Annotated in this window: 18 protein-coding genes; 13 read left to right on the forward strand and 5 right to left on the reverse strand. The window is 31.1% G+C overall.

The features are described from left to right. Positions 1-7 precede the first annotated feature (7 nt). The 11 genes from ACEN92_RS09940 to ACEN92_RS09990 all read left to right on the forward strand — a co-directional run bounded on the left by ACEN92_RS09940 (position 8) and on the right by ACEN92_RS09990 (position 8,715). The gene (locus tag ACEN92_RS09940; RefSeq protein ID WP_495642200.1) at positions 8-1,732 is read left to right on the forward strand and encodes a tetratricopeptide repeat-containing sensor histidine kinase; all 1,725 of its coding nucleotides are present in this window, start codon (positions 8-10) and stop codon (positions 1,730-1,732) included. A 6-nt stretch (positions 1,733-1,738) separates the two neighbouring features. Next, positions 1,739-2,407 (forward strand): response regulator, encoded by a 669-nt coding sequence (locus ACEN92_RS09945; protein WP_495642201.1) that lies wholly within the window; start codon positions 1,739-1,741, stop codon positions 2,405-2,407. Positions 2,408-2,806: 399 nt separating this feature from the next. Beyond that, positions 2,807-3,037 (forward strand): DUF4236 domain-containing protein, encoded by a 231-nt coding sequence (locus ACEN92_RS09950; protein WP_495642202.1) that lies wholly within the window; start codon positions 2,807-2,809, stop codon positions 3,035-3,037. A gap of 2 nt (positions 3,038-3,039) precedes the next feature. Next, positions 3,040-3,288, forward strand: a complete 249-nt coding sequence (locus ACEN92_RS09955) for an excalibur calcium-binding domain-containing protein (protein ID WP_495642203.1) — start codon at positions 3,040-3,042, stop codon at positions 3,286-3,288. A gap of 14 nt (positions 3,289-3,302) precedes the next feature. Next, positions 3,303-3,698 carry a hypothetical protein gene (locus ACEN92_RS09960; protein WP_495642204.1) on the forward strand — a complete coding sequence of 132 codons (396 nt, stop codon included), beginning with the start codon at positions 3,303-3,305 and terminating at the stop codon, positions 3,696-3,698. A 3-nt stretch (positions 3,699-3,701) separates the two neighbouring features. Then, a complete protein-coding gene (locus tag ACEN92_RS09965) occupies positions 3,702-4,967 on the forward strand; it encodes an ABC transporter permease (protein ID WP_495642205.1) in 1,266 nt (421 codons plus the stop codon). Positions 4,968-4,970: 3 nt separating this feature from the next. Then, positions 4,971-5,867 (forward strand): hypothetical protein, encoded by an 897-nt coding sequence (locus ACEN92_RS09970; protein ID WP_495642206.1) that lies wholly within the window; start codon positions 4,971-4,973, stop codon positions 5,865-5,867. A 161-nt stretch (positions 5,868-6,028) separates the two neighbouring features. Next, positions 6,029-7,084 (forward strand): type I restriction endonuclease, encoded by a 1,056-nt coding sequence (locus ACEN92_RS09975; RefSeq protein WP_495642207.1) that lies wholly within the window; start codon positions 6,029-6,031, stop codon positions 7,082-7,084. Between the two features lie 154 nt (positions 7,085-7,238). Further along, the gene (locus ACEN92_RS09980) at positions 7,239-7,640 is read left to right on the forward strand and encodes a hypothetical protein (RefSeq protein WP_495642208.1); all 402 of its coding nucleotides are present in this window, start codon (positions 7,239-7,241) and stop codon (positions 7,638-7,640) included. Positions 7,641-7,658: 18 nt separating this feature from the next. Next, a complete protein-coding gene (locus tag ACEN92_RS09985; RefSeq protein WP_495642209.1) occupies positions 7,659-7,868 on the forward strand; it encodes a hypothetical protein in 210 nt (69 codons plus the stop codon). A gap of 43 nt (positions 7,869-7,911) precedes the next feature. Beyond that, the gene (locus ACEN92_RS09990) at positions 7,912-8,715 is read left to right on the forward strand and encodes an endonuclease/exonuclease/phosphatase family protein (protein WP_495642210.1); all 804 of its coding nucleotides are present in this window, start codon (positions 7,912-7,914) and stop codon (positions 8,713-8,715) included. A 1-nt stretch (position 8,716) separates the two neighbouring features. On the opposite strand, the gene ACEN92_RS09995 is transcribed toward ACEN92_RS09990, so the two are convergent. The 5 genes from ACEN92_RS09995 to ACEN92_RS10015 all read right to left on the reverse strand — a co-directional run bounded on the left by ACEN92_RS09995 (position 8,717) and on the right by ACEN92_RS10015 (position 13,117). Then, positions 8,717-9,976 (reverse strand): asparagine synthetase B, encoded by a 1,260-nt coding sequence (locus ACEN92_RS09995; protein WP_495642211.1) that lies wholly within the window; start codon positions 9,974-9,976, stop codon positions 8,717-8,719. Between the two features lie 345 nt (positions 9,977-10,321). Continuing rightward, positions 10,322-10,990, reverse strand: a complete 669-nt coding sequence (locus ACEN92_RS10000; RefSeq protein ID WP_495642212.1) for a response regulator transcription factor — start codon at positions 10,988-10,990, stop codon at positions 10,322-10,324. Between the two features lie 100 nt (positions 10,991-11,090). Beyond that, positions 11,091-11,882: a sensor histidine kinase gene (locus tag ACEN92_RS10005; protein WP_495642213.1), complete on the reverse strand. Its 792-nt coding sequence runs from the start codon at positions 11,880-11,882 to the stop codon at positions 11,091-11,093. A 213-nt stretch (positions 11,883-12,095) separates the two neighbouring features. Beyond that, positions 12,096-12,320: a hypothetical protein gene (locus tag ACEN92_RS10010; RefSeq protein WP_495642214.1), complete on the reverse strand. Its 225-nt coding sequence runs from the start codon at positions 12,318-12,320 to the stop codon at positions 12,096-12,098. A gap of 422 nt (positions 12,321-12,742) precedes the next feature. After that, the gene (locus tag ACEN92_RS10015; RefSeq protein ID WP_495642215.1) at positions 12,743-13,117 is read right to left on the reverse strand and encodes a hypothetical protein; all 375 of its coding nucleotides are present in this window, start codon (positions 13,115-13,117) and stop codon (positions 12,743-12,745) included. A gap of 231 nt (positions 13,118-13,348) precedes the next feature. On the opposite strand from ACEN92_RS10015, the gene ACEN92_RS10020 reads away from it, so the two are divergent. Next, on the forward strand, positions 13,349-13,906 hold the full coding sequence (locus tag ACEN92_RS10020; RefSeq protein WP_495642216.1) for a phage tail protein: 558 nt from the start codon (positions 13,349-13,351) through the stop codon (positions 13,904-13,906). A gap of 25 nt (positions 13,907-13,931) precedes the next feature. Next, positions 13,932-14,489: a phage tail protein gene (locus tag ACEN92_RS10025; RefSeq protein ID WP_007810692.1), complete on the forward strand. Its 558-nt coding sequence runs from the start codon at positions 13,932-13,934 to the stop codon at positions 14,487-14,489. Positions 14,490-14,550 lie beyond the last annotated feature (61 nt).

Below are 14,550 nucleotides of genomic sequence, written 5' to 3' on the forward strand. Positions count from 1 at the left end.
AACAATCATGCTACGATCCCCGATTTTGTATTTATTCATTTTTCTCTTTTTGCTCTCCTGCAATGAGCGTACTATTAAAACGGTTGATCCTGCCCTTTCCACCAAAGAAGCCAAAATACTTCAGGAGAAGGGCTTTTCCAATTTGCAAAAAAGTAACTTTAATAGTGCCTTCTATTACTTTAATAAATCAAAAATAACATTTGAAACCTATAAGGATAGTGCCAATATTGTCTACAATTTGATGCAGATGGCGTATATCCAGCAAATAAACGGCGATTATTACGGCAGCAAGGAAACCTTGACCGAGTCGCTGCCCTACCTCAAAAATGACAATAATTACGGAGTGGCCATCAATAACTTTTTTGGTATTGCGGATAAAGAACTTTCCTTATACGATGATGCCATTCTTTATTATAAAAAAGCCATTAAAGATTCAAAAGATACACTATCCAAACAAGCTCCTCTAAATAATATTGCCGTTGTCTATATCAAACAAAAAAAATACCCTGAGGCGATAGCTATTTTAGAATCCATAGTAAAGAGCAATATTTTAAGCGATAAAATAACAGATAAAAGGTCGCCTGAAATCCACAAAAGCAAAGCCAGAGTGCTGGACAATCTGGGTTTTGCTTATTTTAATAATGGAATGCACGAAAACGGGCTTGAATTTATGAATAAAAGTCTTACCTTAAGAAAACAGATTGATGATCCGTACGGAAGCATTGAAAGTTATCTCCATTTAGCCGAATATTATTCCGGAACCGATCTTGTAAAATCAAATCAAAATGCCCATAATGCCTATCAGCTTGCCACCCAATTTAATAGTGTTGATGAAAGGCTGAAAGCACTGTCTTTTTTAATTTCTAATGGTTCGGGTACGGAATATGCTCAAAAATACATTGTTATAAATGACAGTATTATCAAAATCCGAAACAATTTCAAAAACAAATTTGCCAAGATTAAATACGATTCCAAAAAAGAAAAAGAGGAAAATCAGAAACTGAAGTTAGAACGGGTTGAAAACTTATTATCGCTGCAGGAAGTAAAATACCAACGTATCTTTTTTATAATCGGTATTGCGGCACTTTTCTTTTTTATTCTTTATCTCAGAAAGCGAAATCGAATTGAAAAAATAAAAACAGCCTACGACACCGAAACCAGAATTGCCAAAGATATTCATGATGAACTGGCCAATGATGTTTTTAACGCAATGACTTTTACACAAACACAATTGTTAGATACCGAAAGTAAAGAAACCCTGATTCAGAAACTGGATCATATTTATGCACGGGTGCGCAGAATTTCGAGAGAGAACAATACTATTGATACCAAACAAAATTATGCTGCCAACTTAAAAGAAATGCTTTCTACCTATAATATCGAACGTACAAATAATACGGAAGGTACAAATGTAATTATTACCAGTATCGAAAATGTCAATTGGGAAACTGTTGACGACTTAAAAAAAGTAGCCGTTTACAGGGTTTTACAGGAATTAATGGTCAATATGAAAAAACACAGTGCTGCTTCTGTTGTGGTGGTAAAGTTTGCCACTGAAGAAAATTCTATCCTGATTAATTATACCGATAACGGACAAGGAACCGATAAAAATAAAATTATTAAAAATGGTCTTCAGAATATGGAAAACCGTATTCTGGCCATAAAAGGATCTATTATTTTTGAAACAGAACCGGGGAAAGGTTTTAAAGTAAAAATAACTATGCCTAAATAACTCTATATGTTTAAAAAAGTAATTGTAGCCGAAGACGTTGATGCCATCAGTTTAGGAATTGAACAAGTCTTAAAAGATTTAAATATTGTAAATTTTCAACATTCAAAATATTGCGATGAAGCATTTCTGAAAATGCGCGCTGCCATTAATCAAAATGAACCGTATGATCTTCTCATTAGTGATCTGTCATTCAAAACAGGGCATCGTGAAGTAAAGATTAAAGACGGTGACGAATTGATTCAGAAAGTGCGTGATTTACAGCCTGATATTAAAATTATCGCTTTTTCAGTCGAAGATAAGAGCTATCGCATTAAATCCCTTTTCGACAATTCAGGGATTGATGCCTTTGTACTAAAAGGCCTGAACAGTATCGAGGAACTAAAAAAAGCCATCCATATTGTCTCGACTTCAGATCAGACTTTTATTTCGCCTGAAGTCACTTCGGCATTACAGGAAAAAAATAATTTCGAAATAGATGATTTAGATATTCAAATTTTAAAACACCTGGCTTCGGGCACTTCACAAGATGAAATTATAGAGATTTTTAAAAGCCTGGATGTGAAGCCCAACAGCAAAAGTGCGATCGAAAAAAGGCTTTCAAAACTAAAAGACTTTTTTAAGGCTAACAATACGATTCATCTGGTTTCGATTACAAAAGATATGGGGATTATTTAATATCCTGATAATGCTGTCATCACTATAACAAGCTCCTCCGGGGGCTTTTTTTATGGAGTGAACTTAAAATAATTCGAATTATGGTTTTCCGTAAAATACTGGTTTTAAATAGGTTTAAGTTTGAATAATTAATCATTTAAAAATAAAATTATGAAAAAATTAGTCGTTTTGTTTAGTTTATTCTTCCTCGTTTTAGGAGGTAGTGTTGAGGCCCAAAGTGGTCATTACAAAAGTGGAAAAGGTAGTTCCCATAAAGGTGGGAAGTATAAAAACTCAAGTACCCATAACCACTATAAAAAAAGGAAATAAACATTCCTGACTTCGATTGACATGAACAAGGGAAGCGTCAAAAGAAGTTTCTGAATCATAAAAAACTTTAATTAACTAAACCTAAAAATCATGGGCTTTCGATTTCAAAAAAGAATTAAACTTGGAGGCGGACTCGGTTTAAATATTAGCAAATCCGGTATTTCTCCAAGTTTAAAAACAAAAATGGGAACATTTAGTAAAAGTGGATATTCTGTTAAAACTGGAATATCAGGCATACGATATCAAAATAGCGGATGCATGGTCTTATTTGCATTTACAGGAATAATAACCTTTTTAATTTATACAATAAAACATTTATAATTATGGAAAAACGAATAAAATACACGGGAATTTTTATCGCTATACTCTTATTACGATTAGCAATTTCCTGTTCAGAATCATCAGATTCTTCAGAAGTACCAAATAATACTTCGAGCTCAAATTGTCCAACCAAAACCTGCGGTGACTTTTCATCTCAGAGTGCCGCGCAATCTGCTTACAACAGTAATAAAAGCTGTTATAAAAATTTAGATTCTGATGGCGACGGAATCGCCTGTGAAACTTTAAAATAAAAACACCTTAAACTATGATAACACTAGAACTAAAAAGTCATTTTTTGAGATTATATCAAATAGCATTATCCGATGATCAGTTTGATGTATTAGAATTACAAATGCTCTATCATTTTGCTGATGAACGTGGAGTTCCTAAAGAGGAACTTGATAAACTTTTTCTAAATCCAATTAGTACAGATTTAATTATTCCAGAGGATTTAAATACCCGAATAGAATATTTATATGATTTGACACGAATCATCTGGGCCGACGGGAAAATTACCGATGATGAATTGAATATGCTGAAAAAGTATTGCAGGAAATTTAATTTCCTGGACGAAAACATCACTGATTTATCGAACTATCTCATTGACTGTGTGCAGAAAAACATTCAAAAAGAAGAAATTATTAGTCAATTAAACTCTTAAATTATGAAATCACTTACACAATTATTTAGTTTAAAAAAAGTTGAGGATTCCAATACTTTTGGTGAAAATGAAGAAGACAGAGAACAAATCAGAATCACCTACTACCAAAGCGGATTCGCGGCTTCTATTAAAGCAACCGGCAAACCCATTGTGCTAAAAGCCTGTCTCCAGAACCTGTATATGAGTTTTGAAGACCAATGCCGAAAGCAAAAACTGGAACAGGACAGACTCAAACAGCCGTATCGCGAAGAGCAGGAAAAAAACAGAACGGAACTTAAGAAATGCGAAGCGGCAATTGGTATTTACGAAAAGAAAGAACAGGACATCAATGATAGCGTTGACCAGATCAAAAATGAAATTATCGAAGTAAAACGCAATCCTGACAAATACGGAATCGAGGACGGAAAAGGACTGAAAGCGCAATTTTATATTGGTTTGTTTTTGCTTCTCCCAATAACTCTTTATGTATTAGTATTTTATATTTCAGCATCTTACTCTGCATTTTTTAAGGAGTTTGCAAATGATAGTTTAACGGCTGCTATTTTTGATGCCAATGCATTGACAAATTCATTTCAAGCAAGTTGGCTTGAAGGTGTTTTGGTAGTTACAATTCCATTTGTATTTATGGGATTAGGTTACGTAATTCATATGGTTCAAAAAGGAAAAGGCCTGAAAAACGTTTTCAGAATGATTGCTTTATTTGTTACAACTTTTTTATTTGATGCCCTATTGGCTTATCAAATCGAAAAAAAGATATATGAATTTAATAAAACAACAGATTCGTCTCCTTATAATTTAAATATTGCTTTAGGCGAAGCAGAATTCTGGATGATCATATTTGCCGGATTTGTGGTGTATATTATTTGGGGACTTGTTTTTGATTTTGTGATGAAAGAATTCGAAAACATCGATAAAATCAGAGCTTTTATAAGAGGAAAAAAAGAAAATCTTATCGATTTAGAAAAATTAAAAACTGAATATATCAATAAGATTAATGATTTTAAACAGCAAATAATTATTGTAACGGGGAAAATTGCAGAGCTGCAGTCAAAAATAGATGGGTTTGTTTTTCCTGTAAAAGAATATCTGCATTATCATCATCAATATAAGGAAGGATGGTTTCAAGCAATCGGTACTGAAATAGCTTTGCCTTATAAAGAAAAAGAGGAATTACTGGAAAGTTGCGAATTTCATTCTGAAGAACATTTAAGCAAACTAAACTTAGTTGATCCTGATTTTCAGCATTTAGTATATTCTATTAAAAACTAATCTATGAAAAATATTCTCAAAACATTTGCATTATTGCTATTTATTTCTGCATTTTCCTGCAGACAGGATTCAGACAAAGAAGAAAAAGAAGTTTTATCTAAAAATCCTGTAGCAGAAAATTATAACATTAGTATACTTCTGGATTTGTCGGACAGAATTAGCCTTGAAAAGAATCCTAATCCAACTATGGAATATTATCAGAGAGATTTAGGCTATATAAAATCTGTTTCTGAGGGATTTACACAGCATTTAAAGTCTAAAAGAATAAGACAGATTAATGACAAAATGCAATTATTTTTTAATCCGGAACCTAAAGATCCGGAGATTAATTCGATTTCTCAAAAATTAAGAATTGTTATCGATAAAAATAATGCTTCAAAAGATTTACTGAATTCAATAAACTCAAATTATGCTTCACAAACATCAAAAATATATGACTCAGCCATAAAAGACAATAATTTTATAGGTTCAGATATATGGAGTTTTTTCGACACTAAAGTAAAAGATCAATGCATTGAAAATGGTAATCGAAACATACTTGTCATTTTAACAGATGGTTATATGTTTTATGATGGGACAGTAATGACAGAAGGCAACAGAACGACATATATTACTCCGAAACTTATTCAAAAGAATGGCCTAAATACTAAAGACTGGGAGAAAAAATTCCAAGATCAGGATTTTGGTTTTATTAAGATCGGTGAAGATTTATCAAATTTGGAAGTTCTTGTTTTAGGAATTAATCCTAATCGTAATAATCCGTATGAAGAAAAAGTGATAAAAGCATATTGGGCAAAATGGTTTGCTGAAATGAAAATAAAACACTTCGAAATTAAAAATGCCGATTTACCATCTAATATGGAAAAGATCATCAAGGATTTTATAATAGGAAACCATTAATCTTTAGATAATATTGAACAAAACTACTTACAAGAGGATTTTACTAATCCTCTTTTTTATAACTGTTCAAAAAATTAAATATTTATTGATTTACGGTTTTCCATAAACTACTGATTTTTATTGAGTTTACATTTGAATAAATAAATTATAAATCTACATCTATGGAAATTAACATTCAGCTAAAAGCTTTGGCAGACAAAATAATACTGCTAAAAGATAAAATTGAAACAGAAGAATCTACTAAACATGCTTTTGTTTTGCCATTTATAAACATACTTGGATACGATACATTTAATCCAACAGAAGTTGTTCCCGAATTTACTGCTGACTTAGGTCTAAAAAAGGGTGAAAAAGTAGATTATGCTATTTTTCAGGACGGTGCACCTATACTAATTATTGAATGTAAGAGCTGGAAAGAAAAGCTTACCATTCATAATTCACAACTATTCAGATATTTTCATGTTACCAAAACGCGATTTGCACTTTTAACCAACGGAATTACTTATCAGTTTTTTACCGATTTGGATGAGAAAAACAAAATGGATGAAAAACCTTTTTTAGAATTTGATATTATAAATTTAAAAGACAACGTAATCAGCGAAATAGTCAAATTTCATAAATCAAATTTCGATGTAAATAAGATTGTTAACAATGCCAGTTTACTTAAATATACAACCGAAATAAAAAAACAAATTGACAACGAATTACAAAATCCATCTAATGAATTTGTAAAATTATTTGCCAACAAAGTATATCCCGGAAGATTAACAGAAAAAGTGGTTGATGAATTTAAGGAACTTGTTCAAAAGGGGTTTAATCAATTTATTGGCGAAAAAATCAATGATCGCCTAAATGCAGCAATTAATAAAGAAACTCAAAAACAAAAAGAAGAAGCTGAAGAAGTCATTATCATTGATGACAATAAAATTTTTACCAGTGAAGAAGAAATGGAGGGTTACAGAATTGTTATTGCAATATTGAGAAGAAAAATTCCAACAAAAAGAATTGTCTCACGTGACACCCAATCCTATTTTGGCGTTTTACTGGATGATAATAACCGTAAACCTATTTGTCGATTGCATCTTAACGGAGGTAAAAAATATATTGGTCTTTTTAATGATAACAAGAATGAAATTCGTCAGGCAATACAAACTGTTGATGATATTTATTTGTTTGAAAAAGAATTATTGGAAACCCTTGATGCTTATGAAGCCTAAATTCAGGTATAAATACGTATATATCAAGCGATATCGAATTGATACATTTATACATTATTAACAACCTGAATAAATAAAACAGGAAACCAATAGATAAATATATTCCTAAAGCCCTCATTTTTTTATTCAATTACTTTTTAAAAACAGATAAAATATGATTAGAAAATTACTTATTATATGTTTATTGGCGGTAATTAGTTGTAAAAAAATTCCTCCGAAGCAAAAAATAAACAATTTTTACAAAGAAGTTGTCACTGCCGATGACAGAAAAATTATTACTCCTCAGGAAGCAAAAACCTATCACGTAGACAAAACCTTTCAATATGAATACAGAACTGGAAATCCCGGTGATTATGAATATAATTATGATGTAAAAGGAATAAATACCAAAGGTGATTCCGTTTTTGGCAATATCAACGTTCAGGGAAAATGCGGTGCCGGAATATTAAATTCAGATGGTGTTCCTGATACTGAAATTAATACCGAATGGATATCTCATGGAAAATTAAAAGCAATTGATAAAAATGGTAATAAATATGATTTGATAGTCGATTAATAGTATAAAAGTAAAAACATGAAGCTTATTATAACAATTTTATTTTTTACCCTTTCGTCTTTTAATGTTATAGAAACGAAAGTTTATATTTGTGGTATAAGAGGAGCAAAAAAATATCATTTAAATGAATCTTGTCGTGGTTTTGGAGCGTGCAAACATCAAATAACAGAAGTTAGCCTAAAGGAAGCACAAGGATTTGGCTTGACACTTTGTGGTTGGGAAGACTAACAATAACAGTATAATCTTTATATTTGAGTTTTAATTTTATTAAATGAAAATCATCTTTAGCTCATTCTTATTATTATTTACAGTACTTCTTTTCTCCCAAACCAAGATTCTTTCCTGGAATATTGAAAATTTCGGAAAATCTAAATCTGAAACTCAGCTAAATTTTATTGCCAATACTATTAAAAATTATGACATCATTACCATACAGGAAGTTGTCGCTGGTTATGGCGGAGCACAATCAGTCGCAAAACTTGTAGAAATATTAAATCTAAAAGGTTCGGAATGGGATTATCAAATTAGTAATCCTACTTCGAGCAGTGCATATAAAACAGAACGGTATGCTTTTATCTGGAAAACCAACAAGGTAAAGCTGAAAGGAAATACCTGGCTTGAAAAAAAATATAATTTAGAAATTGATCGGGAGCCTTATTTTGCTACTTTTGAAATTGATAAAAAAACCATTACGTTAGTTACATTTCATGCCATTACCAAAAATAAGCAGCCCGAAACGGAAATTAAATATTTTAAGTTTTTACCTCAGGAGTATCCTAATCTGAATTTAGTTTTTATAGGAGATTTCAATTGCCCACAATCTCATACGGTTTTTACTCCACTGAAGAAAATGGGCTATACTTCAATTTTACAAAACCAAAAAACATCTTTAAAACAAAAATGCCAAGCAAATAATTGTCTGGCATCTGAATTTGATAATATGTTTTATAAAATAAATTCTATTTACTTTATAAATTCCGGAATACTTCCTTTTTATAAAAGATACAATTCCTTAAAAGAAGCCCGAAAAATTTCCGATCACATCCCGATATGGATTGAATTCTCAATGAAATAAATTATGTTTTTAATTTTTTCTTTTTTGCAGCAGGAAACAAAACGTTATTCAAAATCAATCTATAACCCGGAGAATTGGGGTGTAAATCCAAAACTGTTGGCGGATCACCTACCTGATGCTGAAAATCCTCCGGATCATGGCCTCCAAAAAAAGTAAACATTCCTTTCCCTTTTTCACCGTGAATATAACGAGCTTCGCCATTTACTTCACAAGTTCCCAAAATTAAAACATTTGATTTAATTAATGCACTGTCAAAAGAAGTAGTCTGTCCCATGAATCCTTTTACTAATTGAGTATGATTTTGACATAACATACTTGGAATAGGATCCCATTTTGCTGAAAATTCCATTAATGAAAAATAATCTTTTTCCGGGGGGATTCTTCGTTTTGTAGTCATATCAATATCTGAAAACTCATATTGTTCCGGTTTTCTTTCAAGTGTAAAATCTTTAAAAGCAAATGAATTCCCATAAACCAATTTTGATTGATAGTTTGGTTCACTCGCATCACCGTCAAACATAGCTTCACAAATATCGACACCATCTGCTGCCAAAGAAATATCAAAACTATCTGTAGCAGAACACATAGCGAACATAAAGCCTCCGCCAATAACAAAATCTCTTATTTTTTTTGCAACGGCGCTTTTCTCCTGCGAAACTTTAGTATATCCTAACTTTGCAGCCAGAGCCTCCGCATCCTTTTTTTGTTCAATATACCAGGGTGTATTTTTATAAGCTGCATAAAATTTTCCATATTGTCCGGTAAAATCTTCATGATGCAAATGCAGCCAATCATAAAGCAATAACTGATCGCTTAGAACCTCTTCATCGTAAATTGGTGTAAAAGGAATTTCAGCATAAGTCAGGACAAGAGTAACAGCATCATCCCAGGGCTGCTTTCCTTTTGGAGTATAAACAGCAATTTTAGGTGCTTTTTCAAGAACAACAGATTCCATATTTTGGGAAGGACTTGAAATTTCATCCAAAATTGATACTTCTTCACTATCAGAAAGTATTTCAAAACTAACACCTCGAATCTGGCATTCTTTTTTAATTTCATCTGCATAAGGCAATAAAAAAGAGCCTCCGCGATAATTCAGCAGCCAACTTGCTTTATAATCTTTACTCAAACACCAATAAGTAATTCCATAAGCTTTAAGATGATTTTGCTGTGTATTTTCGTCCATCGGAAGGAGTATAAAAGAAGCCTTTGCCGATAATGAAATTAGGAACAATACTATATATATTAAACATCGCTTCATTTGATAAACTTTTTAGAGTAAAGATATAAAGGAAGCTGTAAAAAACCATATTAAACTGATTCATTTATTGCCTGTAAAGATTTGTTGAAGGGACAAAATCTATTTTAGAAATTATTTTAAGAGTATAAATAAAAAAACAGGTATAAATACCTACAAAGCAAAGAAAACTTATCGTTAAATTTGATAATCAAACAAACAGAATTATATACAATTTAAAATGAAGAACATGAAAGTTAACGATCCCCAAAAAGAATTAAATATATTTCAAAAAATAGGTCTTTGCTTATTAGCAATTACTGTTATTTCATACTATATTTTATCAATTCAATTTTTAACAAGTTAAAGTCAGGAAGTTAAAACCGCAATTTCATTTTGAATAGCATAGACTACTAATCCTGCGATATTTCTTGATTCGGTTTTGAGTAATAAATTATTTCTGTGCCCTTCTACAGTTCTGGGACTTAAAAAAAGTTTTTCGGCAATCTCAGCTGTTGTTTTTTGGTTACAAATAAGTTGAAGAATTTCAATTTCGCGTGGTGATAAAAAGCTTGTTTCTAAATTAATTTTAGAATTTTTAGTTGTTAAAATAGTGTCCTTTATAGTTCTTAAAATATTTTCATTATAATAAAATCCTTTGCAGGCAACTTCATTAATTGTATTAATTAAATCTTTCGGAGTAGTATTTTTTATTATATAGGCAACTGCACCAACCTGAACCATATTTATTACAAATGCTTTTGTATCATAACTGGTTAAGGCAATGATTTTAATTTCGGGAAAGAATTTTCGAATAATTTTAGTGGCTTCAACACCGTTTAAAATTGGCATTTTCAAATCCATGATAATAATATCCGGCTTAGTTTCATTACTATTCAAATGCGAAATAAGTTCTTCACCATTTGAAGCTTCAAAAAGAACTTCAATATTTTTTTCTTTTTGAAGCAAAAATGAAATTCCTTTACGAAATAAGACTTCGTCATCAACTAAAGCTACTTTGATAGTAAAATCATTCATATTCTTTTTGTTTAAAGAATTTTGAAATTACGAAAATAATATCATAAATAATAAAAATAATGCTATTTATAGCTAATCCATTATAAAATAAACAAAACTGTTAAAAAGTAAAAACAACATCAAATCCATTGCCAATTTCAGAGTTCATATTAATAGTTCCATTTAAAAAAGAAATTCGGCTATCAATATTTTTCATTCCAAGACCTTTTTGGTTTTCAGTATTTTTACTGTCAAAACCGATTCCGTTATCCTTAAAATAACAAGTTTTAGTTCCATTAATACTATCAAAAATAACAGAAATCTCCGTTGCTTTTCCATGTCGTAAAGAATTATTCATTAACTCTTGCAAAATCCTAAAAACGTGTAAATGTTTATCCTTATCTTTTTCATCAAACTCAATTTTATTTTGATAAACAACCTTTACAGATTTACTACTTTCAAATTCTTCACATAATTCTTCAACACCAGCATGAAGTCCAAATTTTTCAAGCACGGGAGGTAATAAATTGTGGGCTATTTTTCTTGAATTTTCTAATGCTTTTGCAGTAAGATTGATAATATTAGCGGTGATTTCTTTGGTTTCAGCCGTTGTTATGTTAGGAGAAGTAAGCAAGTAGCTATTTAACGAGACTACATTTAGTTTTGAACTAATATCATCATGCAAATCCTGAGCTATTCGCTTGCGCTCTTCTTCCTGAGTAATAAGAATAGCACATAATTGCTCTTTTTGGTGTGCCAATATTAAATCTTTCTTTTCTAATTCTTTTTGAATAATTTTCTTTCTTGAGAAATAAAAGAATAAAATTAACCCAACTGCCATTATCATAAAAAAAAGTGACAGATACAAAATAATCGCCACTAGTTCTTTTTCCGGAATTGAATTTACTTTCATATAAACTTGTGGTATTTCATTTATTATTGAATGTCAATCTTAAAATCAAAGATATTGTATTTAATTTTATCAGAGATATATCTTCAAAATAATTTATAACAAAAATCTCCATCAAATATTAAATTTGACAGAGATTTTCAATTAAATTAATTCTTTTTTATTGAGTATTCGAAAAAGAATAAGGTTAATTACTTATTAATCAAATAAATCTTATTAAACCTGAAGAGCAGATTTTTTAGAAAAACTCATTTTCCATTCATATAAAATAACCAATTGGTATATTATAAACAGGAAAGCATTTAATGTCCAGGTAAGATATTTCACATCATCACTTAAACTTAGTGTTACATTTCCGACTAAATATAAAATAGTAGATCCAAACATAAAAAAAATAACAGCGATCGTAATGTAATAATATGTTTTCTGCTCCGAAAGCATGTTATAAAAATGTAATAATGCAAAAATCAATATTAACAAAGAAGTGACTGTAATTTCAAATAAATCAAATACAAATAACAGATTGTAATCATAACAATATTGACAAATGATTAAAAGCAGCACTAAATACATACTATAGGTTACGCATTTTTTTTGTTTTTTATTTATAAAAAGCGATTTAAAAAATAAACTCAAAAGAATAAATTGCCCAATAAAAAATACGTTTACTAATAATAAATTAGTGATTTTTAAGCGGTAAAGCATTTCCATTGAAAATTGCATTACAAAGGAAAATATTAAGTAACAAACAAAAAAAACATTAGCTTTTCCCTTTCGGAAAAAGCTAATACTGTAAAGAATTAGGTTAAAAAATAAAATTGTATAACCTAAGTATATCAAAAAATTATCAATCATCGCTTATATCAATAAGGAGGACTAGGACGGGTACCATCATAAACAACTTCTTCTGTATTTCCAGTCTCTTCAGTACCTTCAGTTGCAGTTTTTTGCAGTGCGGATGATTGTCCATAAACGTCTATGTACTTACCTGTTTCTTTATCCAGTTTTGCTCCGACGAAAAGTAAAGTCTTCTCATCCTGGTCATTGATACCAATATAGGCACGGACAGCTTCAGTATTGAGTTCCAGAACTTTTTCTAAACTTTCTCTTGGTATTAAAAAAGCAATTGCTTTTTTCTTGCTCTCTGCGAGTGTAGTATCACCGTGATACTTTTTCTCCCATTCTTTAGCCTTTGCTAATGAAACTTGGATAGGCCCTGGAAAGGTTTCTTCATTCATAATTTAATTTGTTTTTGGTTAAAAGTTGTTGTAATTGTTCAGCTAAACTAATGAATTATTTTAAAATTTTAACACTTATAGAATAAAAAAAATTCCATAAGTAATTCTACGTAGTTATTTGAATATTAAACAGTTATTTAAGACATATTGTAAAAACAGGTATAAATACGCATATACAGCTTTTTATTATGGTTTAATTTTGATGGTAATCTATTAACCTAAAAAACATTTATGTCAACAGAACCATTTATCGGAGAAATAAAAATTTTCGGATTTAATTTTGCACCAAGAGGCTATATGGCCTGTAGTGGGCAACTATTGTCGATTGCACAGAATACAGCACTTTTTTCCTTATTGGGAACGACTTACGGAGGAAATGGAGTGCAGACTTTCGCCCTTCCTAATTTACAGGGACGCATGCCTATAGGACAAGGACAAGGAGTTGGACTGCCTTCGTATGTAATGGGCCAACTCTCAGGCACAACTAATGTCAGTATATTGACATCAAATATGCCTTCGCATGTCCATACTTTAAACGCTGCTATTGTTAAAATAAAAGCTTCTTCAGCAAATGCAGATGAAATTTCTCCTGATGGTAATTTTCCTGCTGCTACCACATCCGCAATATATTCAGGCAATGGAGAAACTCCCAATGTTTTTACTGGAGGAACTACCGTTACGGGCACAACAGATATAGCCGGAGGAAGCCTCCCTATATCAATTTTGAATCCTTACTTAGTCATCAATTATTCTATAGCTACCCAGGGAATTTTTCCAAGTAGAAATTAACATAACTATTTAAAAACAATAAATTATGTCTACAGAACCATTTATTGGAGAAATAAAAATATTAGGATTTTATTTTGCTCCCAGAGGATATGCAACATGCCAAGGACAAATCATGAGTATTGCTCAAAACACAGCTTTATTCTCGCTTTTAGGAACTACTTATGGAGGAAATGGACAAACTACATTTGCATTGCCTGATTTACAAGGTCGTGTACCAATAGGACAAGGGCAAGGTCCGGGGCTACCAAACTATACCATGGGAGAAATGAGCGGTACACCTACTACTACTATATTGTTATCAAATTTACCACAACACGTACATACTCTTAATAACGTTATTGTAAAACAAAAAGCTTCAACATCTAATGCAGATGAAATTTCACCTGATGGTAACTACCCTGCTGCTACTACAGCTGCAACTTATTCAGGCAGCGGAGCAACACCTAACGTTTTTATGGGCGGTACAGTAATTAGTGGCTCTACAGATCCAACTGGCACAGGTTTTCCTATTGATATAATGAACCCCTATTTGACCATTAACTATTCTATCGCAACGGAAGGAATATTTCCAAGTAGAAATTAATAAAAATTATTAAAAGGAAACTTTCGTATTGAAAGTTTCCTTTTTTATTATTCAAAAAACA

Source organism: Flavobacterium sp. Flavsp81 (assembly GCF_059491325.1).

What these genes read in the sequence shown, in the direction of transcription:
- ACEN92_RS09940 (WP_495642200.1), top strand. Translation starts at nt 8, where the DNA reads ATGCTACGATCCCCGATTTTGTATTTATTCATTTTTCTCTTTTTGCTC.
- ACEN92_RS09945 (WP_495642201.1), top strand. Translation starts at nt 1,739, where the DNA reads ATGTTTAAAAAAGTAATTGTAGCCGAAGACGTTGATGCCATCAGTTTA.
- ACEN92_RS09950 (WP_495642202.1), top strand. Translation starts at nt 2,807, where the DNA reads ATGGGCTTTCGATTTCAAAAAAGAATTAAACTTGGAGGCGGACTCGGT.
- ACEN92_RS09955 (WP_495642203.1), top strand. Translation starts at nt 3,040, where the DNA reads ATGGAAAAACGAATAAAATACACGGGAATTTTTATCGCTATACTCTTA.
- ACEN92_RS09960 (WP_495642204.1), top strand. Translation starts at nt 3,303, where the DNA reads ATGATAACACTAGAACTAAAAAGTCATTTTTTGAGATTATATCAAATA.
- ACEN92_RS09965 (WP_495642205.1), top strand. Translation starts at nt 3,702, where the DNA reads ATGAAATCACTTACACAATTATTTAGTTTAAAAAAAGTTGAGGATTCC.
- ACEN92_RS09970 (WP_495642206.1), top strand. Translation starts at nt 4,971, where the DNA reads ATGAAAAATATTCTCAAAACATTTGCATTATTGCTATTTATTTCTGCA.
- ACEN92_RS09975 (WP_495642207.1), top strand. Translation starts at nt 6,029, where the DNA reads ATGGAAATTAACATTCAGCTAAAAGCTTTGGCAGACAAAATAATACTG.
- ACEN92_RS09980 (WP_495642208.1), top strand. Translation starts at nt 7,239, where the DNA reads ATGATTAGAAAATTACTTATTATATGTTTATTGGCGGTAATTAGTTGT.
- ACEN92_RS09985 (WP_495642209.1), top strand. Translation starts at nt 7,659, where the DNA reads ATGAAGCTTATTATAACAATTTTATTTTTTACCCTTTCGTCTTTTAAT.
- ACEN92_RS09990 (WP_495642210.1), top strand. Translation starts at nt 7,912, where the DNA reads ATGAAAATCATCTTTAGCTCATTCTTATTATTATTTACAGTACTTCTT.
- ACEN92_RS09995 (WP_495642211.1), bottom strand. Translation starts at nt 9,976, where the DNA reads ATGAAGCGATGTTTAATATATATAGTATTGTTCCTAATTTCATTATCG.
- ACEN92_RS10000 (WP_495642212.1), bottom strand. Translation starts at nt 10,990, where the DNA reads ATGAATGATTTTACTATCAAAGTAGCTTTAGTTGATGACGAAGTCTTA.
- ACEN92_RS10005 (WP_495642213.1), bottom strand. Translation starts at nt 11,882, where the DNA reads ATGAAAGTAAATTCAATTCCGGAAAAAGAACTAGTGGCGATTATTTTG.
- ACEN92_RS10010 (WP_495642214.1), bottom strand. Translation starts at nt 12,320, where the DNA reads ATGCTTTCGGAGCAGAAAACATATTATTACATTACGATCGCTGTTATT.
- ACEN92_RS10015 (WP_495642215.1), bottom strand. Translation starts at nt 13,117, where the DNA reads ATGAATGAAGAAACCTTTCCAGGGCCTATCCAAGTTTCATTAGCAAAG.
- ACEN92_RS10020 (WP_495642216.1), top strand. Translation starts at nt 13,349, where the DNA reads ATGTCAACAGAACCATTTATCGGAGAAATAAAAATTTTCGGATTTAAT.
- ACEN92_RS10025 (WP_007810692.1), top strand. Translation starts at nt 13,932, where the DNA reads ATGTCTACAGAACCATTTATTGGAGAAATAAAAATATTAGGATTTTAT.